The organism is Ruegeria sp. BHSB064 (assembly GCF_059613205.1).
This window is the reverse complement of record NZ_JBXWSB010000035.1, coordinates 1-25,506: the sequence shown is the minus strand read 5'-3', so window position 1 is coordinate 25,506 and position 25,506 is coordinate 1. Positions and strand designations below refer to the sequence as shown.

General features: G+C 56.2%; 22 protein-coding genes, 2 tRNA genes and 1 pseudogene. 13 read left to right on the top strand and 12 right to left on the bottom strand.

Annotation, left to right across the window (positions count from 1 at the left end; all coding sequences use genetic code 11):
- The first annotated feature begins 6 nt into the window (after positions 1 to 6).
- The 4 genes from AC2FNU_RS10700 (at position 7) to AC2FNU_RS10685 (ending at position 1,937) form a co-directional block, all read left to right on the top strand.
- Entirely contained in the window at positions 7 to 585 is a 579-nt protein-coding gene (locus AC2FNU_RS10700) for a Maf family protein (protein ID WP_496788040.1), read from the top strand.
- Positions 582 to 1,604: a ribonuclease E/G gene (locus AC2FNU_RS10695; RefSeq protein WP_496788039.1), complete on the top strand. Its 1,023-nt coding sequence runs from the start codon at positions 582 to 584 to the stop codon at positions 1,602 to 1,604. The genes AC2FNU_RS10700 and AC2FNU_RS10695 overlap by 4 nt, the downstream gene beginning before the upstream one ends.
- Positions 1,601 to 1,783 (top strand): DNA gyrase inhibitor YacG, encoded by a 183-nt coding sequence (locus tag AC2FNU_RS10690; RefSeq protein ID WP_171091294.1) that lies wholly within the window; start codon positions 1,601 to 1,603, stop codon positions 1,781 to 1,783. Before AC2FNU_RS10695 ends, AC2FNU_RS10690 begins: the two co-directional genes overlap by 4 nt.
- Before the next feature lie 79 nt (positions 1,784 to 1,862).
- Positions 1,863 to 1,937 (top strand) — tRNA-Phe (locus tag AC2FNU_RS10685).
- Between the two features lie 91 nt (positions 1,938 to 2,028).
- On the opposite strand, the gene AC2FNU_RS10680 is transcribed toward AC2FNU_RS10685, so the two are convergent.
- Complete coding sequence (locus tag AC2FNU_RS10680; RefSeq protein WP_496788038.1) at positions 2,029 to 3,450, bottom strand: metallophosphoesterase; 1,422 nt, start codon at positions 3,448 to 3,450, stop codon at positions 2,029 to 2,031.
- Between the two features lie 180 nt (positions 3,451 to 3,630).
- Between AC2FNU_RS10680 and AC2FNU_RS10675 the strand changes: the two genes are divergently transcribed.
- Both AC2FNU_RS10675 and AC2FNU_RS10670 read left to right on the top strand, forming a co-directional pair.
- On the top strand, positions 3,631 to 6,720 hold the full coding sequence (locus AC2FNU_RS10675; RefSeq protein WP_496788037.1) for an ATP-binding protein: 3,090 nt from the start codon (positions 3,631 to 3,633) through the stop codon (positions 6,718 to 6,720).
- Between the two features lie 24 nt (positions 6,721 to 6,744).
- Positions 6,745 to 7,488 carry a nucleoside 2-deoxyribosyltransferase gene (locus tag AC2FNU_RS10670; RefSeq protein WP_171668922.1) on the top strand — a complete coding sequence of 248 codons (744 nt, stop codon included), beginning with the start codon at positions 6,745 to 6,747 and terminating at the stop codon, positions 7,486 to 7,488.
- A gap of 48 nt (positions 7,489 to 7,536) precedes the next feature.
- On the opposite strand, the gene AC2FNU_RS10665 is transcribed toward AC2FNU_RS10670, so the two are convergent.
- Genes AC2FNU_RS10665 through AC2FNU_RS10650 form a run of 4 tightly spaced genes read right to left on the bottom strand, consistent with a single transcriptional unit; the run spans position 7,537 to position 13,146 of the window.
- Positions 7,537 to 8,574 (bottom strand): ACP S-malonyltransferase, encoded by a 1,038-nt coding sequence (locus AC2FNU_RS10665; protein ID WP_496788036.1) that lies wholly within the window; start codon positions 8,572 to 8,574, stop codon positions 7,537 to 7,539.
- Entirely contained in the window at positions 8,571 to 10,760 is a 2,190-nt protein-coding gene (locus AC2FNU_RS10660) for a dehydrogenase E1 component subunit alpha/beta (RefSeq protein WP_496788035.1), read from the bottom strand. The genes AC2FNU_RS10665 and AC2FNU_RS10660 overlap by 4 nt, the downstream gene beginning before the upstream one ends.
- A gap of 11 nt (positions 10,761 to 10,771) precedes the next feature.
- A complete protein-coding gene (locus tag AC2FNU_RS10655; RefSeq protein ID WP_496788034.1) occupies positions 10,772 to 11,974 on the bottom strand; it encodes an acyl-CoA dehydrogenase in 1,203 nt (400 codons plus the stop codon).
- Positions 11,971 to 13,146 (bottom strand): pyridoxal phosphate-dependent aminotransferase, encoded by a 1,176-nt coding sequence (locus AC2FNU_RS10650; protein ID WP_496788033.1) that lies wholly within the window; start codon positions 13,144 to 13,146, stop codon positions 11,971 to 11,973. The genes AC2FNU_RS10655 and AC2FNU_RS10650 overlap by 4 nt, the downstream gene beginning before the upstream one ends.
- 134 nt (positions 13,147 to 13,280) lie before the next feature.
- On the opposite strand from AC2FNU_RS10650, the gene AC2FNU_RS10645 reads away from it, so the two are divergent.
- Positions 13,281 to 14,150, top strand: coding sequence for a LysR substrate-binding domain-containing protein (locus AC2FNU_RS10645; RefSeq protein WP_496788032.1), 870 nt, complete (start codon positions 13,281 to 13,283; stop codon positions 14,148 to 14,150).
- Positions 14,151 to 14,243: 93 nt separating this feature from the next.
- Here AC2FNU_RS10645 and amaB read toward each other — a convergent pair whose 3' ends face one another.
- The 3 genes from amaB to AC2FNU_RS10630 all read right to left on the bottom strand — a co-directional run bounded on the left by amaB (position 14,244) and on the right by AC2FNU_RS10630 (position 17,907).
- Positions 14,244 to 15,740 (bottom strand): L-piperidine-6-carboxylate dehydrogenase, encoded by a 1,497-nt coding sequence (gene amaB, locus AC2FNU_RS10640; RefSeq protein ID WP_496788031.1) that lies wholly within the window; start codon positions 15,738 to 15,740, stop codon positions 14,244 to 14,246.
- An 18-nt stretch (positions 15,741 to 15,758) separates the two neighbouring features.
- Complete coding sequence (locus AC2FNU_RS10635) at positions 15,759 to 16,865, bottom strand: saccharopine dehydrogenase family protein (RefSeq protein WP_496788030.1); 1,107 nt, start codon at positions 16,863 to 16,865, stop codon at positions 15,759 to 15,761.
- Positions 16,866 to 17,037: 172 nt separating this feature from the next.
- A complete protein-coding gene (locus tag AC2FNU_RS10630) occupies positions 17,038 to 17,907 on the bottom strand; it encodes a hypothetical protein (protein ID WP_496788029.1) in 870 nt (289 codons plus the stop codon).
- Between the two features lie 181 nt (positions 17,908 to 18,088).
- Here AC2FNU_RS10630 and AC2FNU_RS10625 point away from each other — a divergent pair.
- From AC2FNU_RS10625 to AC2FNU_RS10615, 3 genes are all read left to right on the top strand, one after another.
- A tRNA-Thr gene (locus AC2FNU_RS10625) sits at positions 18,089 to 18,164 on the top strand.
- 484 nt (positions 18,165 to 18,648) lie between these two features.
- On the top strand, positions 18,649 to 18,846 hold the full coding sequence (locus AC2FNU_RS10620; protein WP_496788028.1) for a hypothetical protein: 198 nt from the start codon (positions 18,649 to 18,651) through the stop codon (positions 18,844 to 18,846).
- Between the two features lie 136 nt (positions 18,847 to 18,982).
- Complete coding sequence (locus AC2FNU_RS10615; protein ID WP_496788027.1) at positions 18,983 to 19,210, top strand: hypothetical protein; 228 nt, start codon at positions 18,983 to 18,985, stop codon at positions 19,208 to 19,210.
- 156 nt (positions 19,211 to 19,366) lie between these two features.
- On the opposite strand, the gene AC2FNU_RS10610 is transcribed toward AC2FNU_RS10615, so the two are convergent.
- On the bottom strand, positions 19,367 to 20,122 hold the full coding sequence (locus tag AC2FNU_RS10610; protein WP_496788026.1) for a sulfotransferase family 2 domain-containing protein: 756 nt from the start codon (positions 20,120 to 20,122) through the stop codon (positions 19,367 to 19,369).
- A 659-nt stretch (positions 20,123 to 20,781) separates the two neighbouring features.
- Here AC2FNU_RS10610 and AC2FNU_RS10605 point away from each other — a divergent pair.
- Positions 20,782 to 21,009 (top strand): hypothetical protein, encoded by a 228-nt coding sequence (locus AC2FNU_RS10605; RefSeq protein ID WP_496788025.1) that lies wholly within the window; start codon positions 20,782 to 20,784, stop codon positions 21,007 to 21,009.
- A 364-nt stretch (positions 21,010 to 21,373) separates the two neighbouring features.
- On the opposite strand, the gene AC2FNU_RS10600 is transcribed toward AC2FNU_RS10605, so the two are convergent.
- On the bottom strand, positions 21,374 to 22,255 hold the full coding sequence (locus AC2FNU_RS10600) for a LysR substrate-binding domain-containing protein (RefSeq protein WP_496788024.1): 882 nt from the start codon (positions 22,253 to 22,255) through the stop codon (positions 21,374 to 21,376).
- Positions 22,256 to 22,338: 83 nt separating this feature from the next.
- On the opposite strand from AC2FNU_RS10600, the gene AC2FNU_RS10595 reads away from it, so the two are divergent.
- Entirely contained in the window at positions 22,339 to 23,553 is a 1,215-nt protein-coding gene (locus AC2FNU_RS10595; RefSeq protein ID WP_496788023.1) for a GntT/GntP/DsdX family permease, read from the top strand.
- 62 nt (positions 23,554 to 23,615) lie between these two features.
- Here the strand turns inward: AC2FNU_RS10595 and AC2FNU_RS10590 are convergent, their stop codons facing one another.
- A complete protein-coding gene (locus tag AC2FNU_RS10590) occupies positions 23,616 to 24,470 on the bottom strand; it encodes a LysR family transcriptional regulator (protein ID WP_496788022.1) in 855 nt (284 codons plus the stop codon).
- Between the two features lie 99 nt (positions 24,471 to 24,569).
- Here AC2FNU_RS10590 and AC2FNU_RS10585 point away from each other — a divergent pair, with 99 nt between their 5' ends.
- Entirely contained in the window at positions 24,570 to 24,950 is a 381-nt protein-coding gene (locus tag AC2FNU_RS10585; protein WP_496788021.1) for a tautomerase family protein, read from the top strand.
- Between the two features lie 116 nt (positions 24,951 to 25,066).
- Here AC2FNU_RS10585 and AC2FNU_RS10580 read toward each other — a convergent pair.
- Positions 25,067 to 25,393, bottom strand: a pseudogene (locus tag AC2FNU_RS10580) (dihydrofolate reductase family protein); the annotation flags it as partial.
- Positions 25,394 to 25,506 lie beyond the last annotated feature (113 nt).

Sequence of the window (25,506 nt, the reverse complement as noted above, 5' to 3'; positions counted from 1 at the left end):
GCCGCAATGGCGTTTATCCTAGGATCGGGCAGCCCGAGACGGCTGGACCTGCTGGCCCAGCTTGGTGTGCAGCCCGACGCCATCCGCCCCCCGGACATCGACGAAACGCCGCTGAAAGGGGAGCTTCCGGTTCCTTATTGCAGCCGTATCACACGCGAAAAAGTGCAGGCGGTACAAGCGGATAGTGATGATTTCACGCTGTGCGCAGACACCACCGTCGCTTTGGGACGGCGCATTCTGGGTAAGCCCGAGGATGCAGGCCAGGCCGCCGAATTTCTGCATACCTTGTCCGGTCGCCGTCACCGGGTCATCACCTCGGTTGCTGTACGGCGCGGGGATCGAATATTGCAGCGTGACGTCGTTTCGCAGGTGAAGGTCAAACGTCTGTCGGATGTCGAAATCAACGCCTATCTGGCGACAGGGGATTGGCAGGGCAAAGCAGGTGGTTATGCCATTCAAGGCCCTGCAGGCGCGTTCATTCCCTGGATTTCGGGCTCGTTCACCGGCATTGTCGGACTGCCCCTGTCCGAAACCGCCGCCCTGCTACAGGGTATCGGCTATCCACTGTATCGCGAGGCATCATGAAGGGCCGCACCATCGTTCTGGACCACATTGTGGACCGTGAAGCCGCCGCCCTTATGGTTGACGGCAAGCTTGATGACTTCCTGATTGCCTCCGACGCGCCGACCCCCGGCACGATTTACCGCGCCCGCGCCGACCGTCCGGTCAAAGGGCAGGGGGGCATGTTCCTGACAACTCCGGACGGGCCTGCCTTCTTGCGACAAGTCAAAGGGTTGGCCCCCGGTGCCATGCTTCTGGTGCAGGTGAGTGGCTATGCCGAACCGGGCAAGGCCATTCCGGTGAGCAACCGGATACTGTTCAAAAGCCGTTATGCGATTGTCACGCCCGAAGCGCCGGGTCTGAACATTTCGCGCAGCATCCGGGATGAAGATACCCGTGACCAGTTGCTGGAAATTGCACACGAACAGATGGGCGACAGTGGTTATGGTCTGATCCTTCGCTCCTGCTGCGTGGGCGCGGATGCGGGTGACATTGCCGAAGACATCTCGGCCATGTTGGCGCAAGCGGATCAGGTGATGACCGACACCGGCACCGAGCCAGAGATTCTGAGCGAAGGTGACAGCCCTCATGTCCTGGCCTGGCGGGACTGGACGGACCCGGCCGAGGTTGTCACGCAGGCCGGAGGCTTCGAAACTCACGGTGTGCTGGATGCACTGGATATGGCGCGCGGTGTTTGTGAACCTTTGCCGGGTGGCGGATACCTTTATATCGAACCCACGCGTGCATTGGTTGCAGTGGATGTGAATACCGGCGCGGACACGTCCTTGGCGGCTGGAACCAAAGCCAACTTTGCCTGCGCCAAGTTGTTACCCCGCGCCCTGCGCGTGCGTGGATTGGCAGGACAGATCACTTTGGATCTGGCACCGATGCCCAAGAAAGACCGGCGTGGTTTTGAATCCGCTCTACGAGCTGCTTTCAAGTCGGATCCGGACGAGACGATTCTGGCAGGCTGGACACCGCTGGGACATTTCGAACTGCAACGCAAACGCAGCCGTTTGCCGCTGGCGGAGATCCTGAAATGAGCTGCCCGATCTGCGGAGAAGACACAGTGCAGAAGTTCCGCCCGTTCTGCTCAAAACGCTGCGCGGACATTGATCTGGCCAAGTGGCTGAACGGCTCTTACGCGGTCCCTTCGCAGCGCGAAGACGACCTTGAAGCGGACGCTGAAGCCCAAGACCTTATGCCGAAACGACCGCACTGAAAAAATGTGAAAAAGCCTCTGGACACTGCCGGTGGCAAGTCATAGAACGCCTCCACCCAACGACGAATGTCGTTCCCGTGCCCGGGTAGCTCAGGGGTAGAGCAGTGGATTGAAAATCCTCGTGTCGGTGGTTCGATTCCGCCCCCGGGCACCATTTAAAGATCAGCTCTACAGGACTTCTCAGCAGGCGCTTTTCCGCAAACTGGGCGGCGTCATGACATGCAGGCAACCAAATCCAATCGACTCTAACAATTACCACCTGCGTTTTTCAGAAAACCGGCCAGTCGCGCGTTATGCTGTTTGACTGCAACGGCTGCGGCTTTGGAAAAGTCTGACCAAGGCCAATTCTGGGGGTCAATGGATTTGGACAGTTGTGAAAACAGCGGATTATCTGCATCGTCTGGGGTCTCGGCCATTTGGACCGAGACGCGATAGTCCGAAGTCTCGTCACCTTCATTATACATACGCAGCGAGGCAAGGTTGGCGTCATCGTCGATCAGCACAATCGCGCCTCCGATGAGCGGTTTGACCTCGGGACTGTCCACGACCCATCCACCGCTGTTATAGGCGGCGAAGCTTGGGACAAGGAAATGCTCCAGCGGCATGATTGCTTCAAAAGGCTTGTGCGTGTGGCCAAAAACAAGTGCTACGTTCGACGGATCGGTCTCACCAAATTCTGATTTAATTTGTTCTTGAACCGGAACCTGCATGAACCGCTTGACGCCTGCGCCATCGTCGCTGAGCAACGTGTCGGTCTGCCCGCGTTCAAAATAGTCAGTGACCAATGCGCTGACCATATCACCGACGCCTTTGGCAAGTGTTTTCCCGGTCGCTCCGCCCTTTTTCAGAACCAGATTTCGGGCCGCACTGCCCAGCAGTGATCCAATCGCCTTGGGGCTGTTTTCAGTGTTGTAAACGTTTTCCTCATCGACACCGATGTGGCCAGAACGGCCAAGAACGGACCAGACAAAATCAATCCAGGCAAAGTTCTGAGCTTCCCAGGCTTCCATTGTCTCGGGTGGTGTTGTTTTTGGGTAGAGGAGGTCCGCGAATTCGCTGACCATTAGATATGCGTCTTCAATAAAGTGTCCGTGGCTGACCACAATAAGCGTGTCGCCGGATGTGATGGCGTAGTTAGGATAAACGGTTTTGATCTTGACGTCAGCAAGCCAGGGAAGGCTGTGTGCGATTGCATTGACAAAATAGCTGGGAACACCGACCGGTTCGCGCATCGGGGTGATGTGCCGTGGGCGGGGTAGGGGGGTGCTCCAATCGGCTGAGCTCAGATGATCCGCATATTGTCGCTCTCGGCAGGTTTCCCACAGATGATGGTCATGATTGCCGGGGATGAAAATAATCTCGGGGTCGAAAAGCCGGGCGGCGGGATCTTCCGGCATGGTCAGTTCAAGAAAGTGGCGAAAGGCCATCGCAGCCACGTTTTCGGTGCTGAAGGCCAGATCAAGAATGTCCCCGTTCAAAATGAGCGTTGGGAGGCGATCACCTGAATTGTCGTTGATGAGGTGCCTCAGGCAGTTCGCCAAGTGGATCAGAACGTCGCTGGGGTGCATCGGATCCACACTGCCGTCGGTCGCGTTCAGGCGAGTCAGAATGCTGTTATCCGCCCCAAAATGCATATCTGAAAGACAGACATATCTGATGTCGCCCATAATCCACCCAAAACATGTTTTAATAACGCTTTATTGCTCCGTGTCGGTGTTTTGACACGAGGTCTGACTATTCCGTTGACTTATCACAAAACTTGACCTTGCGACACCTTTGCGTGTTTGTTTGAACAATAGCTGGATTTTGACCAGAATGTTTTTTCATTTTCGCGCGCAGGTGACTTTATGGCGAAGACCTCCGCTGGTACTCAAAGCGACTCTGGACTCAGCGGTGAGCGTCGGCGGCTTGTTCTTGCGTTTGTCGATGTAGTGGGCTCAACCGAGTTAAGCACCAGGATGGATTCCGAAGATTTCGCTGACTTGATGCTGGCGTTTCAAAAGTTCGGAAGCCAGACTTTCGAAAAATTCGGCGGGAAAATTGCGCATTACTTGGGCGATGGCCTTCTTGTCTATTTTGGATATCCGCAAGCGCAGGAAAACGATGCCGAACGGGCCGTGCGCGCGGCTTTTGAGATGCTGGAAGGGTTGGGTCAAGTGGGTCAGACCCGGCTAAAATCGCCACTACAAGCGCGTGTAGGTATTCACGCCGGGCCGGTGATCGTAGGGCAAAGCAGCGACGGTTTGGGCGATATCCTTTTGGGCGAAACGGTGAATGTGGCTGCCCGTATCCAATCAGCCGCATCGCCCGGAACGATCTTTACCAGCGAGACTGCGCTGCATCTTTTGAAAGGAAAATTTGCATCCCGACCGCAACCTCCGGCTCAGTTAAAGGGGATTGCAAATGAAGTTGTGCTTCACCAATTGCGCCAGTCCACGCCAGCGAAACGACTTGTCTCGCGGCCCCTCAACGCGCTGGTGGGACGAGAGGAAGAGCTGTCCGCGCTGACGTCAGCATTTGAGGACGCGCTTGGCGGCACGCGGTCCAGTGTGAGCATTGTCGCTGACCCGGGCGTCGGCAAGAGCACGTTGATCGACAGGTTCCAGGCTGGTCTGTCCGAGACGCCGCATACGTGGCTGGAGGCGAGATGTGATGTATTGCAAACCGGCGCGGCTTTGCATCCGTTCATCGAATTGGCGCTGAAAAGCCTTGGAATAGCCGACCCACAGGATACCGAAGACGCTGCGTTCCGGTTGAACGAGGGGTTGGCAGCTTGGGAGGCCAGGCCGGAAAAAGCATATCCTGTCATCGCCAATTTTCTGGGTCTCCGGATTCCAGAGTTCTCGGTTCTGGCCAGTGAAAGCCCTGAAAGCCTGCGTAAACTGACGCTGGAAACACTGGTTCTCTGGATCGAGTTTCTGTCCAATCAACGTCCCGTTGTATTGGTGTGCGAGGATCTTCATTGGAGCGATGCAACAACGATCGACTTGCTGAATCTGATGTTGCAGAGGGAAACGCCTGCAAAGCTTTTGTGCCTTGTCACGTCGCGAAACGCCAAAGACGGTATCGACAAAAAGCTGATTGGTCGCGTTATAGAGTTGCCGACCCTTGCAGGTGCTGAGGCTCAGCAACTTATTCACGCGATTGACACCGGGCAGCGTCTGAATGCCGATGACATTCAGCAATTGATTGACCGGGCACAGGGCGTGCCGCTGTTTCTGGAAGAACTGACGCGGCAAGCGCTGCGTGACGAGGTCGGGCACCAATCACTCATTCCTACGTCACTCGACGGCCTTGTCATGCAACAGCTTGATCGCTTGCCAAAGAGCGCCAAAGGCACTGCTCAGGTTGCTGCGGTATTGGGGCAGGCATTTGATCAGACGCTTCTTGCGGCGGTGTCTGAACTTGATGCGGAAGGTTTGGATGCATCAATTGAAATTTTGCTGGATGCTGACCTGATCCGGCGTCATGCGGGTCAACCGGGCAGCTATTTCTTCCGCCACGCCCTGACGCGCGATGGGGCTTATGGCACGTTGCTGCGGCAAAGGCGCAAGACCCTTCATGCAGCGACGGCGGATCGGTTGATGACGCAATTCAGTGGACAGGGTGACATGAACCCGTCCGTGGTCGCCCATCACCTGCTGGCGTCCGAACAATTCACGCCAGCGGCTGAGTGGTTCAAAAAAGCGGGGCGGAGTGCCGCGAAACAGGCTGCGGTCGAGGATGCCGCGACACTGTACAGACGTGCGCTTGAAGCGTTGGAAGGTGCTTCGGAAACGCCCGAGCGCCACAATTCTGAACTGTCGTTGCAGATATTGTTGGGCAACGCTTTGATGGGTGTGCGTGGATTTGGATCCGATGAAATCGTACCGGTTTGGGAACGCGCCCTGAGCATTGCGGAAACGCTGAAGGATTACGATGAGCGGTCATCGGCGCTCAATGGTCTGGCCGCATATTGGATTGGCAAAGGTGATTGCGTAAAAGCTTGCGATTTTGCACTTCAGATACTGTCGTGGTCGGAACCTGCCAACCATCGCATTGGTATGCTTCGGGCGCATTCATCGCTTGCGAATGCAAAGTTCCAAATTGGCGATGTGCAAGATGCGCTGGATCATGCCGAAACGGCGGTCTCGCTGTATCAACCTGATGACTTTGCAAACGTAACATATGGTGTTGGAACCGATCAGGGGGTTGTCGCCTACGGGGCCGCAGCGGCGTCGCATTGGTGGTTGGGGGCCGCGCAAACCGGACTGAGACGGGCCCGTCAGGGTGTCGCTCTTGCCGAGGGGCTTGAATCTGCCCTGAGCCTTGCTGCAGCTCGGTCCTATTTAGCGCTTATTCACCATTACCGCGGGGATGAGGAGCTGGCATACGAGGTTGCTGACGAAACAGTGATGTTCTGCGCCAACCTTGGGATACCGTTTTGGCAAGGACTGTGCCTGTTGCTGCGCGCCGGTCAAAAAATCGATCAGCCTGCAAAACGTATGCAGGACATAGAAGCGGGGCTTGGTATTCTGTCCGGCAGCGGCAGCCAGTCCGCTGTGGGCTTGGGCTTTTCCATAATGGCCAGCGCGCAGGCAGATCAGGGCAACCCCGAGATCGCGTTGGGCGTTCTGCAAACGGGCAGCCAGATGTCGGCGATGTTGGGTCAGCATTTCTGGGACGCGGAACTGAAACGCTTGTTGGGAGTGGTTCAGGCGACGATGGGCGACCGTACGGCAGCGGTTGAAAGCGTGTCCGAGGCCGTTGACCTTGCACGCGGCAACCACGCCCGCTCGTTGGAGTTGCGCGCGTTACTAACTTTGGACGATGTGCTTGGGTCCGAGGATCGGACCACCCGAAATCGGTTGGCGACTGTCCTGAAAGCACTTGAGCCTGGGACAGATACTCTGGATGCGCAAAAGGCATCTCGGATCCTCGCTTCTGTGAATTCCTGAAGTCAATTTGTGGAGCTTTTTCAAATGTCAGAACAGATCGTGTATTGCTCGGGGCCGATGTTCAGCGTCGGGGATCTTTGGGAACAGCAGAACATTGCTGCCGTGCTTGAGGCCGGGGGGTTCACAACCTATTTGCCGCAGCGTGACGGCCTTGAGGTTGGCAAGCTGATGGCGCTGCTTCTTGACCCCCAGATTTCTTCGCAGGAAGGGCAAATTGCGCTCTCAATCGTGCGCAAAGTTACTTATTCGCTGGATATTTATCAGTTGATCGGTCGGTGCACATGTCTGGTTTTCAACATGGATGGACGTGTGCCTGACGGTGGCAGTCTTGTTGAATCTTCCATCGCCTATGCGGCTGGCAAACCAATCGTAATCTACAAAACCACGCCTATTACAATGCTGGCCGGGACCGACAACCCGATGATCGAGGGGCTGTCTACCAGTTGGACATACGTCCATGACACGGTCGACATCGTTCCGGCCTTGCAGGCCCGTATCGCGGCGCAATCCGATGCGGATTACGTGTATACCCCGCCCCCGGTTGTTGGCCTTGTGCTTGAAGTGGGGTCAAGCGTCGCCGACAAGAACTCGAAACTTCGACAAATCCTCGCGGCGATTGCCGCTGCTCCAACGGGGCCGGATGCGTTGAAAGAAGCCAAAGCACTTTTGGAATGGGCCAAGACGGACAAGGCTTTTCAAGCGGCTTTCGGGTCTGGTCAAACAAGTTTCCTGGGCGCTGACGGTCAGCATAAACTTGTCAGCCTGTAGCCTACGCAATCGCTCAGGTTTTGTTGCTTTATGAGGGGGAGCGTCAAGTTAGATAACCTGCGCTCTCTGATCATCCATGCCCATTGAAACCAGCAGTGGTTCTTCGCGCTGCCTGTTCTGAAAAGAAGCCTTATCGCTCAGCCCGTCCCAGTTGCTGAGGATCAGGGATTGTGCCACGGCACCGCCCAGCGTGGTGCCCGGGCCAGTAACGATGAACAGATCCGGCGCGAACTCGCGTGCGGCCTGCGCAATCGCGTGGGTGAAGTCATAGGTCTCCGTGACTTGATGACCCAATGTGTAGTCCCACAGCGCGTGTCTATCACAAGCTCCGGGCCACCAGATCTGGCCGCGCCCGTCGATCATCGGAAGGTCCGGCTGTTGGAACAGACCTACTTCCAGTCGTTTGCGGCCTTGCGCGGCCACGGGGGCCTGAAGGTGTGAATGAAAACCTGCGTGATTGGCAAGGCGCAAGGGGAAGCGGTCCTGCACCACCGGCGCGGCTTTTTCGAACGCGGCCAGCCCGGCCTCATCCCCTGCCAGTACTAGCATTCCGCCGAGATCAATCGACAGGGTCAGCGTTGCACCCGTTCCGTTGATCTGATCGACCAGAGCCAAAAGTTCGGCCTTGAGGGCTGGATCCGGATGCCAATCCGCGTTCAGGAACGGATAGACCAGTTGCCCGCCGATCATGCTTTCCTGCATCAGCGTGCCCATTGTATTGACGACCTCGAACCCACCTTCAGCGGTCAGCGCACCCGCGCAAGCCAGGGCCGAATACCAGCCCATTGAATTCCCTGTCACCGCCACCACATCGATCTTGTTGCGGTCAACGGCACGGAAATCGCCCAGCGTCGCGGCATAGATCAGGGCCGATGCATTGTCGCCGCGGGTGTGTTTCGCAACTGAATACCGTGCCGCGCCGTCCAGCGCAGTCAGAGTTTCTTGTCCCTGCGCGCTGCGCATCTGGTCGAACCGCGCCAGCAACGCCTTGTCCGGAAACTGCCGCCCCAACACACCCAATTCGGGTTTGTTATACGTACCCCGACCGGGGCAGATGACAACGGCGGTCTGTTTCTCTCCGCTCATACCGAAGCCTCCATCAAACGGCGCGCTGCGATCTCGATGCTGTTTTTGGACGGCATTGTGGCGGCATAGGCCGGGCCGGTTGCGATGAAGCTGTCTTCGGCGGTGATGCGGGCCAGCGGCACATTCGCAGTTTCGTGGAAATGCGCCATCAGCGCTTCGGCCACACCGCCATGATGGCGGGTTTCGTCAACGATCAGGATACGTTTGGCACCGGCTACCGCTTGTGTCAGTGCATCCTTCGGCAAGGGTGACAGCCATCGCAGGTCAACGATCCGGGTATTGATACCATCGGCTTGCAACGCCTTTTGCGCCTGGTGGCTGAGATAGACGCCATTGCCAAAGGTCACGATGGCCAAATCCCCTCCGTCTCCGTTCACGCCGACTTCTCCGAACCCGATGCGTTCGGAAGGGTCGGGGTAGGTCTGCATCCACCCACCATCGCCCCCTTCATGCAGATCGCGCATCGGATAAAGCGCGATGGGCTCAAGGAAGACAACGAGCCGCTGTTCTTCGCGCGCCAGTCGCACGCATTCGCGCAGCATCCGCGCGGCATCAGCGCCGTTCGACGGGCAGGCCAGAATCAGGCCCGGGATGTCGCGCAAAACGGCGACCGAGTTATCGTTGTGGAAATGCCCGCCAAAGCCCTTCTGGTATCCCAGGCCAGCAATACGCACGACCATTGGGTTGGTGTACTGCCCGTTTGAGAAGAAGGGCAGGGTGGCCGCCTCGCCGCGCAACTGGTCTTCGGCGTTGTGCAGATAGGCCAGGAACTGGATTTCCGGCATTGGCGTATATCCGTTCTGCGCCATGCCGATGGCCAGACCCAGGATCGATTGTTCGTCCAGCAAAGTGTCAATCATCCGGTCAGGGCCGAAGCGTAACTGCAGTTTTTGCGTCACGCCGTAGACGCCGCCTTTGCGCCCGACATCTTCGCCCATCATCACGATCTCACCGTGCTCCAGCATCAGATCGGTCAGGGTCCAGTTGATCAGGCGCGACATGATCTGAGGTTCAGATTGCGCCTTGAGATCGCTGCCGAACACCTCGGCTCTTTGTTCTGGGCTTGGGCCATTGGTCGGCGCACAGGGGCGTACGGGTGGTATCAGGCTGGCCATCACGTCACTTGCTGTTTTCAGACGCGGGCGGGTGATGGCTTTGTCTGCGACACGGGTGACACGTGCGCAGGTGTCGGTATAGACGCGCAAGGCGTCCTCGGGCTGCATCGCCCTGGATTGTTCCAGCAGGCGGACGGAATGCAGCAGGGGATCGTTGGCCTCTTCTGCCTCAACTTCCGACTTCGGCAGATAGGTGGTCGGCATATCTGCCCCGGCATGGCCGTAAAGCCGTACGGTGCGTACATGCAGGAAGGCGGGTTTGCGACGGCGGCGCACGTAGTCGGCAGCCTCTTGCGCGACGCGGAATGTGTCGAACAGATCAAGCCCGTTGCAACTGAAGTATTTCAATCCCGGTCGGTTCTGGAAGGTCGCTGCGATCCAGCCCTGAGGTGTCTTGGTCGAGATGCCGATACCGTTGTCTTCGCAGCAAAACAGCAAAGGCAGAGGGACCGATTGGTAAGACGTCCATTGCGCAGTGTTGAATGCCCCTTGCGCGGTTGAATGGTTGGCCGAGGCATCGCCAAAGGAACAATAGACAATCGCATCGTCCGGCATGTCGGCATGTTCGGGGCGGTGGCGGCGGGCCGCGCCAATAGCATATGCCGCGCCCACAGCTTTGGGCAGGTGGCTGGCTATGGTTGAGGTCTGCGGCGGTATACACAACGCCTTGGACCCAAGCACCTTGTGCCGCCCGCCGCTGATCGGATCTTCAGAGGATGAGGCGAAGGACAGCAGAATATCCCAGGTTGGGCTTTGACCCGGCACTTGGTCAGAACGGGCGATCTGAAAGGCGGCATCGCGATAGTGCAGAAAGGCGGGATCGGTCGGGCGCAGGGCGGCAGCAACAGCTGCCATGCCTTCGTGCCCGGAAGAGCCGATGGTGTAAAACCCCTGACCGGCTTTCTGCATTGCGCGGCTTTGCCGATCCAGCGCCCGGCTGAGGCATTGTGCGCGATACAGCCCCACGGCCTTAGTCCGGGTCAAGGGGCCAGCAGGGGCCTCACCTGCAGGGAAATCCCGCGCCGCCACGCGACGCAGGAAATTTTCATGCACAATGGCTGCGCGATCCATTGGGTTTGTCCTCAGGCGAAGGCTTGCAGGCCCGTTTGCGCGCGCCCCAAAATCAGCGCGTGCACATCATGGGTGCCTTCGTAGGTGTTCACCGTTTCCAGATTCACCATGTGCCGGATGACGTGAAAATCCTGACTGATACCGTTGCCGCCATGCATGTCGCGGGCGTGGCGCGCGATCTCGAGCGCCTTGCCGCAATTGTTGCGCTTGATCAGGCTGATCATCTCGGGCGCGGCGCGGGCTTCGTCCATCAGGCGACCCACGCGCAAGGCGGCCTGTAGACCAAGCGCGATTTCAGTTTGCATGTTGGCAAGTTTCAACTGGAACAACTGGGTCTGTGCTAAAGGCCGCCCAAACTGCTTGCGATCCATCCCGTATTGATGGGCGGCGTACCAGCACGCTTCGGCGGCCCCCATGGTGCCCCAGGCAATGCCATACCGCGCGCGGTTCAGACAGCCGAACGGACCTTTGAGCCCCTCGACATTCGGCAACAACGCGTCCTCCGGGACCTCGACATTGTTCATCACAATCTCACCGGTGATCGAGGCGCGCAGGGACATTTTGCCTTCGATCTTGGGCGCGGACAGCCCCGCCATGCCTTTGTCCAGAACAAAGCCCTTGATCTTGCCGCCATGTGCCTCGGACTTGGCCCAGACCACAAACACATCCGCGATCGGCGCATTCGAGATCCACATTTTCGAGCCGTTCAGCACATAACCGCCTTCGGTCTTTTTGGCGACGGTCTTCATCCCGCCGGGGTCCGAGCCCGCATCGGGTTCGGTCAGGCCAAAACATCCGATAAACTCGCCACTGGCCAGTTTCGGCAGGTATTTTTGGCGTTGTTCGTCGGTGCCGTAGGCATAGATCGGATACATCACCAAACTGGACTGCACGGACATCATCGAGCGGTACCCGCTGTCCACACGCTCAACTTCACGTGCCACAAGGCCATAGGTCACATAGCTGGACCCGATGCCGCCGAATTCTTCGGGGATGGTGGTCCCCAACAGACCCATCTCACCCATCTCGCGGAAGATACCGGGATCGGTTTCTTCCTTGGCGAAGGCTTCGGTGACGCGAGGCAGCAGCTTGTCCTGCGCATATGCTCGTGCAGCGTCGCGCACCATGCGTTCGTCTTCGGCCAGTTGGTCTTCCAGCAGGAAGGGGTCTTCCCAGGTGAAGGGGCCAAGCTGCGGACGGGATTGTGGTTTCATGAGAGTTTCCTTTCTACAGCCGATTTAAGGCGTTCAAGGCCAGCTGCAATTGTATCTTGGGCGTAAGCGAAGCTCAGGCGGAAATGTCCGGGCAAGCCAAAAGCACGACCGGGGACAAGGGCGACACCGGCATCTTCCAGCACCCAGGCGCAGAAGTCAGCGTCATTTTTGAAGGGTCCCCCTTTATCTGCAAGCAATTCCGCGCAAGAGGGGAAGGCATAGAAGGCCCCGTCAGGCGCGTCACACCGCAGCCCGGGAACCGCGTTCAGTCCAGCAGCCACCAGATCACGGCGTTGGGCGAACAGGGCGCGGCGTTCTTCCAGCAGGCTTGGGTCACAGGTGATGGCCGCCAACGCGGCCCATTGTGAAATCGAACACGCGCCCGAGGTGACTTGCCCCTGTACGGCGACCATTGCCTTGATCAGTTCGGCCGGTCCGATCCCCCACCCGATGCGCCAGCCGGTCATGGACCAGGCTTTGGCCACACCATTGACGATCAACATGCGCTGGGCCAGTTCAGGTGCGGCGTCGGCCACAGACGTAAAAGGGACATAGTTGAGATGCTGGTAGATCTCATCTGCCAAAACCCAGATTTGCGGGTGCTGGGCCAATACGGTGGACAGAGCGGCGATCTCGTCTTTCGAATAGATGGCGCCGGACGGGTTCGAGGGTGTGTTGAGCATCAGCCAGCGGGTGCGCGGTGTGATCGCGGCCTCAAGCTGTTCGGGCTGTAGTTTGAAACCTTGTTCCATCGGGCAAGGCAGAACAACCGGATTGCCACCTGCCATTCGCACGATGTCTGAATAGCTGGTCCAATAGGGCGCGGGCATGATGACCTCGTCGCCGATGTTCAGACTGGCCAACATGGCGTTTGCAATAACCTGTTTTGCTCCGGTCGACACTATGACCTGCGCCATCTCGCCTCCGGCCTGACGCGCTACTTCTGAACGCAGTTCAGGTACGCCAGCGGTTGGCGGGTATTTTGTCTTTCCCTCCTTCGCCGCGTTGTGAGCGGCTTCGACCACGTGGGGTGGCGTGGGCAGGTCGGGCTCGCCTGTGGAAAGAGCCACGATATCACGACCATCCGCGCGCAGACGGGCAGCGGCCTCTGAAATCTGCACGATCTCGGAGAGTTCGATACCTTGTAACCGGTCAGCGCGTTGAAACACCATGGTACTTCCTTTGACATTCGGATCGAACCTACTGCCAAATTCACTTGATAAAAATACGTCAATAGGTATCTTTTCTGTGACTAAAACTCATGGATATCATGCCCCGGATCAGAGCTCTTCCGTCTCTTGCCCTCATGCGCAGTTTCGAAGCTGCCGCGCGTCATGAAAGCTATACGATGGCTGCTGAGGAATTGGGCGTCACCCAAGGTGCCGTCAGTCGTCAGGTGCGCGAGTTGGAAGCCGCGATTGGCGTCACATTGTTTCGACGCGTCGGTCGCGCGGTTCGACTTTCCAAGGCGGGACGCGCGCTGCGAGCGGAGTTGGCCGGTGATCTTGAACGCCTCAGCGGAACGATCAACCGTGCCATTGCAGCCGGGGATGGTGCAACCCTATTGACAATGGCTGTACTGCCCACCTTTGCGACGAGGTGGTTGGTGCCACGCCTCACTGATTTCAAAGCTCGGCATCCAGGGATTGAGTTGGATCTTCATTCCTACACCACACCCTTCAGTCTGGAAGAGCGACGCGTGGACGTGGCCATTCACTTTGGTCACGAAGACTGGCCGGGTGCCCGGCTGCGCAAACTATTCCCCGAACATCTGGTCGTCACAGCTGCACCAGCCCTTATTGGTCGCGCAGGGTTAGATAAAAAACGGGATGTTTTTGACCTGCCGTTGCTGCACCTTACCTCTCGGCCTGAACAGTGGTTCAACTACCACGCCAGTCTGGGGCTGGATGCGCGTGCTGTGTTTCCGGGTATGCGCTTTGATCAGTTTTCTATGCTGATCGAAGGGGCCGTGGCCGGGTTAGGGGCCGCGATTCTGCCGTCTTATCTGATCGAGGCCGAGTTGGCCTCGGGCGCGCTGGTCGAAGTTGGCCAGGTTGCGAATACGTCGGGCAGCGCGTATTTCGTCGCTTTCCCGACCGGCCAGAAAAACGAAGCAGTACAGGTCTTCTCGGACTGGCTGATCAAACAGTCAAAGCATCGGCGATCGGCTGGGTAGCTGAAAGGATCAAAAAGGGCTGTACCGGTTTGCTTTTCCGATACGGCCACTCTCTATTTTCGTAAAAGGCCGTTCTTCAAGAACAGCGGGGCCTCAGATGTCGAACTTCACACCCTGTGCCAGAGGCAACTCAGCTGAGTAGTTCACGGTATTGGTCTGACGGCGCATATAGGCCTTCCACGAGTCCGAGCCGCTTTCACGCCCGCCGCCGGTTTCTTTTTCACCGCCGAATGCGCCGCCAATCTCGGCCCCTGATGGCCCGATGTTTACGTTGGCAATGCCGCAATCGGATCCGGCTGCGGTCAGGAACTGCTCGGCCTCGCGCATGTTCAGGGTGAACACGCAAGAAGACAGCCCCTGCGGCACATCGTTTTGCAGTTCGATGGCCTCGTCGAAATCCTCATAGCCCAAGACATAGAGGATAGGCGCAAATGTTTCGGTTTTTACAGTATCGGACTGCCCCGGCATCTCGACGATCGCGGGTTCCATATAGACGCCGCCGGGGACACCCTCGGTTACGCGTTTACCACCAAAGACCTTACCGCCTTCACCCTCTGCCGCCTTCAGCGCCGCTGTCATGGCTGCGCCCGAGGCTTCATCCACCAAAGGCCCGACCAGAGTACCTTCGGCCATCGGGTCACCGATGGGCAAACCAGAATAGGCTTTCTTGAGGCGTGCTACCAACTCGTCCTTGATCGAATTGTGAACGATCAGGCGGCGCAAGGTGGTGCAGCGCTGACCCGCAGTGCCGACGGCCGAGAACACAATGGCGCGTACGGCCATTTCCAGATCTGCCGACGGGCCAACGATCATTGCGTTGTTACCGCCCAGTTCCAGAATGCATTTGCCAAAGCGGGCCGCCACGATGGGGGCCACCGCGCGACCCATACGTGTCGAACCGGTTGCAGAGATCACAGGCACATCTTCGCTCGACACAAGTGCCTCGCCCAAAGCCGCGCCGCCGATCACGGTCTGCAACAGACCGTCAGGTGCGTCGCCAAAACGGGTCAGAGCACGTTCAAAGATCTTCTGGCATGCCATCGCGGTCAGCGGTGTCTTCTCGGACGGTTTCCAGATCACCGGATCGCCGCAGACAATCGCCAGCGCAGCGTTCCACGACCAGACTGCGACCGGGAAGTTGAAGGCCGAGATGACACCGACCGGCCCGGCAGGATGCCAGGTTTCCATCATCCGGTGGCCCGGACGCTCGGACGCGATGGTCAGACCGTAAAGCTGCCGCGATAGGCCAACGGCAAAGTCGCAGATATCGATCATCTCTTGCACTTCGCCCAAACCTTCGGACGTGATCTTTCCGGCCTCCCAACTGACAAGTGCTCCAAGATCGTCTTTGGCCGCGCGCAGTTCTTCACCCAGCAGGCGGATCAACTCGCCCCGCTGCGGTGCGGGCACCACGCGCCAGCTTTTGAACGCAGCTTTTGAACGGGCGATGATGGCGTCCATCTCGGATGCAGGCGTCTCGTGCACATCGGCCAAAACACGACCGTCGATTGGAGAGGTTACCTGCAACGTGCCCCCGGTCAGCTCAGCCGCCGTCAGGTCCAGTTTTGCAAGTGTGGTTTCTGCAGTCATTACTACGTCTTTCATGTTTCAAGCCGCTTTGTTTTGAGGGGTGACATCACCGGCGCGATAAAGCGCGCCGAACTCGGTGTTCAGGAAGTCGGACAGCTTCACCTGTTCTTGTCGGACAAAGCCTTTCGAAGGCAGCGCACCCGTGCGCATCAGGTCCACGACACCCAGAACACCCGCAGCTGTAGTGACCTGAATGGCGCTCCACGTCTGGCCGCTGATATTACGGGCAAAGCTCTTGTTGATCAGCGATTTCTCACGCAGCGCGCCGTCGATCATGCCCTTGGCGGTGCAGTAGACCAGAACCACGTCCTGATCAGTGCGGGGCAGGGCGGATTCGAAAATCTCTTTCAGCAGATCGCGGCGACGTTCCAGCCCAAGATCATGCAGCAGAAGTTTCAGAATATCGCAGTGACCCGGATACCGGATTGAGCGGTAGGAGACTGCTCGCGCCTTACCTTCCAGCGTCTCGGGCAATGTACCCAGCCCGCCCGAGGTGTTGAAACACTCGTACTCAACACCGTCATGTCCCAGAACCTCATAATCCTCCAACGGAGCGGTTTTGACACGCTGGCCGTTCACGATGGCATCGCAGGGATTGCAATACTCATTGATCAGCCCGTCGGTTGACCAGGTCAGGTTGTATTTTAACGCGTTGGTCGGATAGAGCGGAAGCGCCCCAACGCGCATGTGCAGGCTGTCGATTTCATCAAACTCAGCGGCCAGAGATGCCCCCGCGATACCAACAAACCCCGGGGCCAACCCGCATTGGGGCATGAACGCGGTCTGGCTGCCCTCGGCCAGCGCACGCACAGCGTTCGTGGCGGCCACATCCTCGGTCAGGTCAAAGTAGTGTGCGCCTGCTTTCTGGGCCGCCTCAGCAATCTTTGGCGTCAAAAAGAAGGGCGCCGCCGAAATGACGGCATCATAACCGCTTAGACCTGCGGCCAAACTATCTGTGTCGCTGGCGTCGACTTGCTTTGTGGGTACACTAAGCTTTGCAATTTCTGCCAGTGATTTCAGGTCGTGATCCGCGACAGATACGGTGTAATTTGGCGATGCTTTCAGCAGGGTCGCGATCATCTGCCCGATTTTGCCTGCGCCTACAATACACACATTCCAGGACATTACTGTCTTTGCCTCCCAATTTGTGCCTCACTTAACGATGGTTCGCAGGCTGTTCGGGTGGCAGAGTAAAATTTGACGAAACGTACAGGTATTCTGTCGTTTTGACGAATAATCCAGAGTTGTGACGGATCAGGGGCAGGCTTCTGTCGTTACCTGAAACGGTGATTAAAGGTTACAACACGCGAATGTCTGACATGGCGCGGATGGCGGCCATGTCCTGCGCGTAAAGCTCTGTAAACGCGTCAAATATATCCGTATTCCACCCAGGTAAATCCAACTCTTCCTCAACCTGCTCGGGGCGCGCTTGATCCTCAAGGACTTGCGCTAATTCTTCGCGTTGGCTCTGTGGACCCAAGGGTGTGCGTCGCCCAAGGATCTCCAGAACTTGCCTTTGCCCTGCGTCGGTCAAAAGCGAAGACAAGAAGGAATACTCATCGGGAAGGAGGGTCTCGTTCGGCAGCCCTGTCATCGCCCGGACGATATCACCCCAGATCAGAGGTAGATTTTCGTTTTCCCATACGGTCAGTTTTACCTGAGGCGCAAGCTCGCGCAGGTCTTCGATCATGCTGAGCCAGCTAAGGCAACTGAGGTCGGTGCTGGCCAGAATATCCCGCCGATGGTCTTCGTGGATGGACATCAGCGTTTTAGGAATGAAAATTCCCGGGTTCACCAGCCCGACAAACAGCTCAAGCTGCGCGCCTTCCAAAAGGGTCTCGGTAAAGGCTGTCCGTCTTCCGGCAAAAGGATAAATCTGACCATGTTGCAGAGCGGTCCGTCGGGGGCCAAAGAACTTGTCGCTCGACAGAACGACACGCTCGAGGTTGACATCTTGTGGAAAAAGAGGGGCCAGGCCGTCCCGTGTTTCTTCGACAGATGTGCCCTGGATCAACGCATCCGACATGATCTTGACGAATTGCCGGGAAATGCGCGGGCCCATCGGAGCAGTCTTCATCTCGGCAAACACCTGTCTGTTTGCAACAAGCGAGGACAAAATGTGCCCTTCATCTGTAAAGGCTGCACCGGCATGAATGATTACCTGCATGTCGTCTTCCGTACCTTCAGCTACAGTGCCTAGCCACGCACATGCCCTTCGCTTTGTCAGACGTATGCGGTGTTTTTGCCTGAGTGGTTTTTGCACTTTCTCAGGAAAACCGACAATACCCTAGTTCAAGCCTAAAATGAGGCTTGCAGTCCTCCGCAAGAGGAAGTAATCGACTGCCAGTGCCCCTATAGCTCAGCTGGTAGAGCAACTGATTTGTAATCAGTAGGTCCGCGGTTCGAGTCCGTGTGGGGGCACCATTCAAGTGGTAAACTTATTCGAAATTGTGCTGCTAGGCCGGCTTTTGGAAGTGCGCATTTTTTGCGCTTTAGTCGTGTCCCTTAGTCAAACGTGTGAATCCGCACGCATCTACCATTTTGCTACTAAAGTAGCCTGCCATTGTCAGTTTCTTCACGGTTCAACCCTCGCCAGCGGTGCTGACTGAGGTTTGCTGGGTTTTGCGACAGGCGTGTCTTTTACGTTTGTCAGATGCCTTATTCGATCCTTCTCCATGATTGCAAAGCAACTTACTCCGGCCTTTTCTTTGGATGAATGAAATCTTCAAGCGGAGGATGTGCTTCTGTGTGCCTGGATGATCGTAAAGCAAATTGCTCACTCAATGCCTTGACCACTACAGCCAGTGCGCGCCTTGAATGCGAAGCTATCGGGCGTCATTCGAATTAATCGCACTCGCGGTGTGCAAAATCGGCTATGCTTGCAATCATCAGAATACAGGAGACTGCCATGCTTTACCCACTTGCTACGCTCAAAGCCGACAAACTCAATTTGGTGCAGGAACTCGAAGAAGAAATCGGAAGTCCGATTGTGGCGTTTACTGCTGTTGACGCGGACACGGCGCAGCTTCCGAAAGACAAGCTTGAAAAGCTCCAGGCCCTTGAGGATGAACTGGATGTTGTTCTGGTCGCGGTGCGGCCAAACTAGTTACTTTATTGGGCTGTACCGCATTGGACGCCAGGGAATTACGACGGCCAGCTTGAAATATCAGACCTCTTCCGTTTCTTGGTCCGATTATTGCTCCCGAAAACGCTGAGGTATCAGCATCCGCAGGAGGTTCTTTATGCCGCAATACAACGACATGTTCGAACTATCGGTCGAGGATATAGACTTAATCGAAAGCTCTCTGCGACGTGCTCAGACTGCTCTTTCCCATGCGGAGCGGGATGAGAGCGATCAGGAAAAGCAAGAGCGCGAAGACGCGTTGAACAGGATTCACGACTTGCTGGGGCGGCTTCACGATCAGAAAATTTTTTACCGGCCGAAAAGCGGGGTCTATGTCGGGGGATAGGCAGTTCTCAGTCTGAGGTATCATGCTACCCTTCAGCCTGTGTTGAAGGGCCTCACCGATGAAGGAACTAAAGGTAATCCGCAAAACGGCTTTTTGAGCTATAAAATATGGACTTAACCGATGACTTCATGGGGTCCGGACCGGCAGACACTTTCATCATTCGTTATTGGACCTGCGAGACATCAAGTGTTTTGCGTAATCAAAAATCTCACGATCCAGGGCGGTCATTTCTTCGATAAGCGCCAATGCCTCTGCGTCAGGTTGGTTGGTTGTTGATCCGGAAGCGTTGCTGTGTAGCACCTCAATTTTGGTTGATCCCAGATCAGCAAAAATCTTGCGTATGTCGCTCTCAAAGCTGTCCACAAACCCGATGTAGTCGAAACGATGAAGGTTTTTTCGCGCTTGGTCCAAGAGGGCGTCGTTGTCAATCTGTCGTGGGTCTAAGTAAACTTGCCCTCCTGCTTCTTCGAGTACTGCTTGAGGAGCCCATCCGGAGTGAAGTTGCCAGGCTTGTGCATTCCATAGGTGCTGTGCAAACCCCGCATCGTTAGCGCGTAGCAAGAAACCTTTCAGATCTTGATCGCGAGCAGCTAAGGCCAGCGCACTCTGCTCGGCGGGTTGCTTCGAGAAATACTTGTAAAGGGAAATAAGTCTTTCAGCGGGTTCTCGGAGGAATGTAAAAAGGTACCGATCCTCCAGCATCGGTTCAGCAAAACTCATTCCGAAGTGGCCGGAAATAAAGGGAAACTTGGCGCATTCATCCCGGCCGAGTGTCAGGTAGTCACCGTGGCTGCACACCTTATCTTCACCATATTGAAAGCGCGCGATCTCTTGCACGGACGTGCCAGCCGTTTTTTGAATGTGCGGGAAGATCGCGGGTTTCAACCTTTTTTTTCTGAAACGTCGGAACATATGTCACTCGGCTTGAATTGATAATTTCCCGTCAAATCGAGTTCACACCGTTGCTTTGGTATGTTGCGCGCAAACCCACCAGAGACTCTGTTCACGTTAACGTGAACAGCTGGCTCGCGCAAATGAGGGCCTGGCTGTGAAGGCTTGATTTTCGGCAGATCCATTCGGTTCTTTGCCGTATGTGCGGCAGAATTTCGCCCAAAGTGGGTGAATTATCCGAAGCGACCGGAAAATCTTTTTGTGCGAGAGTAGTTCTCCACCTTGCTGCGCTTGTGCAACCACGTGCTCGCCGTAGGGTAGGCACCCCTTTCTACGTTGAAGCCATACAGAATATGTCGATGATTGATCCAACGGTCGTCTTCGAATTGCCATGGCGCGCCAGATGAAAGGTGGACTTGTGGTTGATGCCTACACAAACTCACCGCCGAGCTTCGGCCTGTAGAGTTCAAACCTACCTGCATACTTGCATTTTCGTCATGCGCCGCTGGTGATTTTATTCTTGGTGGATCGTCATAGAATTAATTTCGGAAACTCGCACATCTGACAATTTTTCGTAACGAGTGATGCAACATGTCGTTGAAAAGTGCGGGGATCCAACTTAACCGACTGCGCGTCAAAATGCGTGGTTTTACGAGTAAGCAGTTGTTTTGGAGAGTAAAATGTCAACGGAAAGCATCTCGAAGAGCCTTCGATTTGAAGACTACTTCAAGTTTGAAGATGATGACGACACGCACGCAAGAGCACCCGATGGTGACGACGATGATGGCGATGACGGAGGAACCGGCGGAACTGATGACTGGGATCCGGATTCGCCTTATCCCTTTCCGACGTCTGAAGACAATGAGACAGAAAATTTTGTCGAAATTGTCCACTACGACATTGCCTAGGTCGAGTGAGGGGGTGTTTCGTAGCAAGACAGCGCTTTAAAGTCGCTTTGTACCAGCGTCCGCCAGCCCCAACCTCAATTGGGGCTGGCGGTTCTGCGACATGAGTCCCCAGTGCGTTTGGCTGATAGCCCCACAAGTTCAAACAAGACATTATTGATGTCATGCAGCGTGCCTATGAGCTTTGTCGCATGCCTGACGATCCCAGCATTGCTCACCAAAGACCGTCAGCTTTAGCACGACCTTTGCTCAATGGGTCCGTTGCGGTCGGAAATCCCTGCCTTTTTCTTTCACTTCTAACGGCGAAGTGGGCTTTTCATGCCATTTGCCGTTTCGTGAGCAATTCAGCGAAGCCTAAAACACCCATTCAATCTGCCTTGAACATGTCGATAGCCCAAGCCTGAACTGCGAGCATAGCCTCTGTCGGTGTGCGCATCTTCGGATGCACGAACCAATATGCATGGCTGGCTTTGAGAAAGGTTTCGAATGGCGCGATGAGGCGACCATTTGCGATGTCGTCAGCAACAAGCCAAGAACGACCAAGCGCCACCCCCTGATTGTCAAGCGCAGCTTGCAGAATCGCTGTGTCGTCCCCCAGTCGCGGACCCGATTGAGGAGGCCGAGCGCACCCCGCCGCCTGAAACCATGTTTCCCAGTTTTCGGGGATGTCGCCATGCAAAAGCGTAGCACGCGACAAATCATCCGGTTCAGTCAAGCCCAGTTGTCGGGCGTAGTCTGGCGTACAGACTGGGCTTACACTTTCGTCGGCCAGTTTTGTTGCCTCTAGGTGCGGAGATGGCGATTGGCTGTACCGGATGGCGGCATCAATGCCCTCAGCGGCGAAATCAACCAGATGTCGAGAAGCCGTAATCCGCAGATCGACTTCCGGATGCGCGGTCATAAAGCGACCCAGGCGAGGTGCGAACCAGCGCGTCGCCACGGATGGCAACATCGAAAGCGTTACAACTCTGTCGGACCCCGTGGCCTCGTCTACTGCGGACCTTATCCGGGTCAAAGCTTGAGCGAGCTGTTCCGCGAGCCGCTGCCCGGCGGGCGTGGCCGAAATCTGTGCCCCTTTTCGGATAAAGAGTTTGACGCCTAACGTTGCTTCCAGGTCAGCGATCTGTCGCGAAACCCCGCTTTGGGTGATGCCCAGTTCTTCACCTGCGGCTGTGAAGCTTCCGCAGCGGGCCGCTGCTTCAAAAACCTGCAGGGACCTAAGCGGCGGCTTTGCATGAGTAATGCGCATGGTGGTGCCTGTATTTTCTCATTTTGAAGGCTCTTCCTGGCAGATTAGCATGACTAAAAGTTATCTTACAGGTGCGTCGGAAAATGACTTATACAACTACCCCACCTTCGGCAAAATCTACCGCTTCACGCTGGCTTCCCGATCTGCCCCTGGTCGTTTGGATGGTCTTTCTGACACTTCTATTTGCTTTTGCTGGCGGGATGGGGTCAGCGGATACCGTCTCCGCCTTCAACAGCGGCTTTGGGCGCGCCCTTGGCGAGTTCGCGCTGATCCTGCTGCCGTCATTTACGCTGGCTGCAGCCTTGTCTCGGCAAAACGTTGCTTCGGAAGCCGCGGGGCGGACAGCAGCTCTTGCCTCGCCCATGGCCGGTGCGGCTATGATATGCCCCGACACGGCCTATGCTGCGCTTGCACCGGCAGCGGGCCGATTCAAGTTAGACGCGGCATTCGGGGCCTACACCGGGTTCAAGTTGATTTATCCCGCAGGCCCCCTGATCGTGGCGGCGGGATTGGGTGCAACGGTCGCTGACACGATGCAGCCCGTGCAACTTTTGGTGTTCGGCGTCTTGCTTGCTCTGCCAGTTTGGGCTGTTGGTGCCATTTGGGGCCGAGTGTGTTCCGATCAGGCGTCAAGCAACGAAGTTGGAACGCGGGAACACGCGAATAGGCGCCTCCTTCTCACGTTCGCGCCATTTGCGGTCATGACTGCTTTACTTATCCTTGGTGGGTTTGTGGGACAGACCGGGATTGGAGCGATCGATTTCCTAATGATGCCCAAAGGCGCTTTGCTGGTGGCGGCAATCCTTGCTTTGCTTCAGATTCCTGCCGCCAACCGCCGAGAATGTCTTGATAGTGCTGTGCGGCGCACAGGCTCGCTATTGCTGGTCATTGGTGCCGCCAGTGCTCTTGGAACGATCCTGACGGGCTTGGTGTCACTCGATCGGTTGGTGCCTTCCGGAAGCGGGCTGTCTACGCTGATTGCGCTTTTTGTGCTTACGGCGCTGTTCAAACTGGCCCAAGGATCGTCCATGGCGACATTCGCTGCTGTTGCACCCGTGGCTGCACCAATATTGGGCGACAGCGGGGTTGACCCCATCGCTGCTGTTTTGGCGATCTGTCTGGGGTCCTTCATCGCGATCCTGCCGAATGACAGCTACTACTGGCTTGTGCGCCGCGATGCGTTGGAGGATGTGTCCAGTGAACCCAGGGTGCTGCGCATTCTTACAGTCGGCACCCTTTTGCAGGCACTTGTAGGCTTGGCCATACTGTTGGCGGTGGTCGCGTTCTGGTCGAAATAGTATCTCAATCTTGAAAGCCGAAAGAGCCAATTCCATGCGCGAAATCAATGTATTTGGGCGTTCTAGCTGTTTATGGAACTGCGGTAAGCCGCTCTGAGAGCCGAGATTGCTTGCTTAGGTTTGCCACGGGTGATCCTTGTATGAAGCAAGACGGGCAGGCGTGGCAAATCAGGTAGCCCAAGTTCGCGCCCGACATCCTTTGCTCCCATAGGTAGCATCCTCTTTGACAAGGCTGAGACACCCAGCCCGGCCGTCACGGCCGCCGACACGGCTGCGACGCCACCGCCCACAAAGGCTTCGGTCCAAGGAATACCTGCTTCATCAAGAATTTGCCCCGCCAACACACGGACACCGCAAGGTTCGGCAAGAGTGGCCAACGGGAGTGGCTCACCAGCACGAGACTGCCATTTGGGCGATGCAAACCAACCGAATTGTTCTTCGGCAATCAGATCACCGTCACTTCGACCAACGTTCAGGCGAACAATTGCAGCATCGAGTTCCCGTCGATCATACGCTTGCAGAAGATCGCCCGAGGACCCAATCCGAATTTCAATGAGAAGCTCGGGATCTTGCGCGTTCATTCGGGCAATTAGTGTTGGCAGTTCCGGCCCAGCCACGTGATCGCTTATGCCGATAACCATTCGTTGTCTTGCGATACCGAAGACCGCACAGGCTTGGTCATGTGCTGCCAGCAGCTCTTGCGCGTGGTGCAGAAACGCTTCTCCTTTCGGGGAAAGTTGAACGTGACGAGGGGTTCGTTCCACCAACCTACAATCCAGTCGCTCTTCAAGCCGCTTCAGTTTCAAGCTGATAGCCGCCTGTGTCATGCGCCTGGCTTCAGCCGCGCGTGTAAAGCTGCCGAGTTCCGCAATAAGAACGAAGGCTTGTACTGCATCGAGGTCGAGGTGTTTTTCCATCATTATCAACCGTTATGATAGAAATAAAACTGCATTTAGATTTTTTATTTTAGGGTGGGTTTACTTTGTTGCGCAAGGGTTAAACTCAAGAGGTGTGCCATGCCATTGATCCACATATCGCTCCGTTCCGGAAAATCCGAAACCTATCGTCAGGCAATCTTCGACGGTCTTTATCAGGCCATGCGAGAGACGTTCAGCGTGCCCGAAGACGACCAATTCATGCTCATCACCGAGCACGATGCTGCGAATTTCAGATATGGCGCATCGTATCTTGGCATAGACCGCAGCGACGATCTTGTCCTGATCCAACTCAGCGCGATGAACAGCAGGACGCCAGATCAAAAGAAAGCCTTTTACAAGAAGGTCGTCGATATTTTGGCAGAGAACCCCGGCATACGCTCGGAAGACGTTTTCATTAACGTGCTGGAAGGCGTCAAGGAAAACTGGTCTTTAGGCAACGGAATCGCGCATTACTCCTAAGCGGGTGTTTTTGCGACTTGTTTCCTCGACTTCGGGGGAGTTCCAATAACGCGTATTGGAATGTATTTTCGATCTCGGTAATGGCGCGGCGGTGCAGACACCACCGCGCAGTTGAATTAACCAGCCAAGTCAAACTGTTGAAGCACGTATCCACCGTCATAGCTTTTGGTTCCAGTGTGCACAAAAGCTGCCGTTGACCGCGATTTGCCAAACAGGCGCGTGCCTTCTCCCAGAATGATCGGCGCGCGTTTTATGACAAGCTTATCTATCAAATTGAGCTCCAGAAGATAGCCCGCGAACTCCCCGCCACCGCAAAGATAGACCGGGCCGACAGCATCCGTTTTCAGGTGTCGGACCGCCGATGCTACGTCGCCGTGAAGGACATCCACCGCACGGTTCGCAGTTAGTTTCAGAGAGTTGGAAACGACAAACGTTTTCATATTTGGGCGGTTGTATACTTGACAAACCCAAAGTGGATTCCCATATCAACATCAAGAAGTTGAGGGAAATGATATGTCCGTTCTGTCCAAAGCCTACATGTACGATGAAGCCGAAG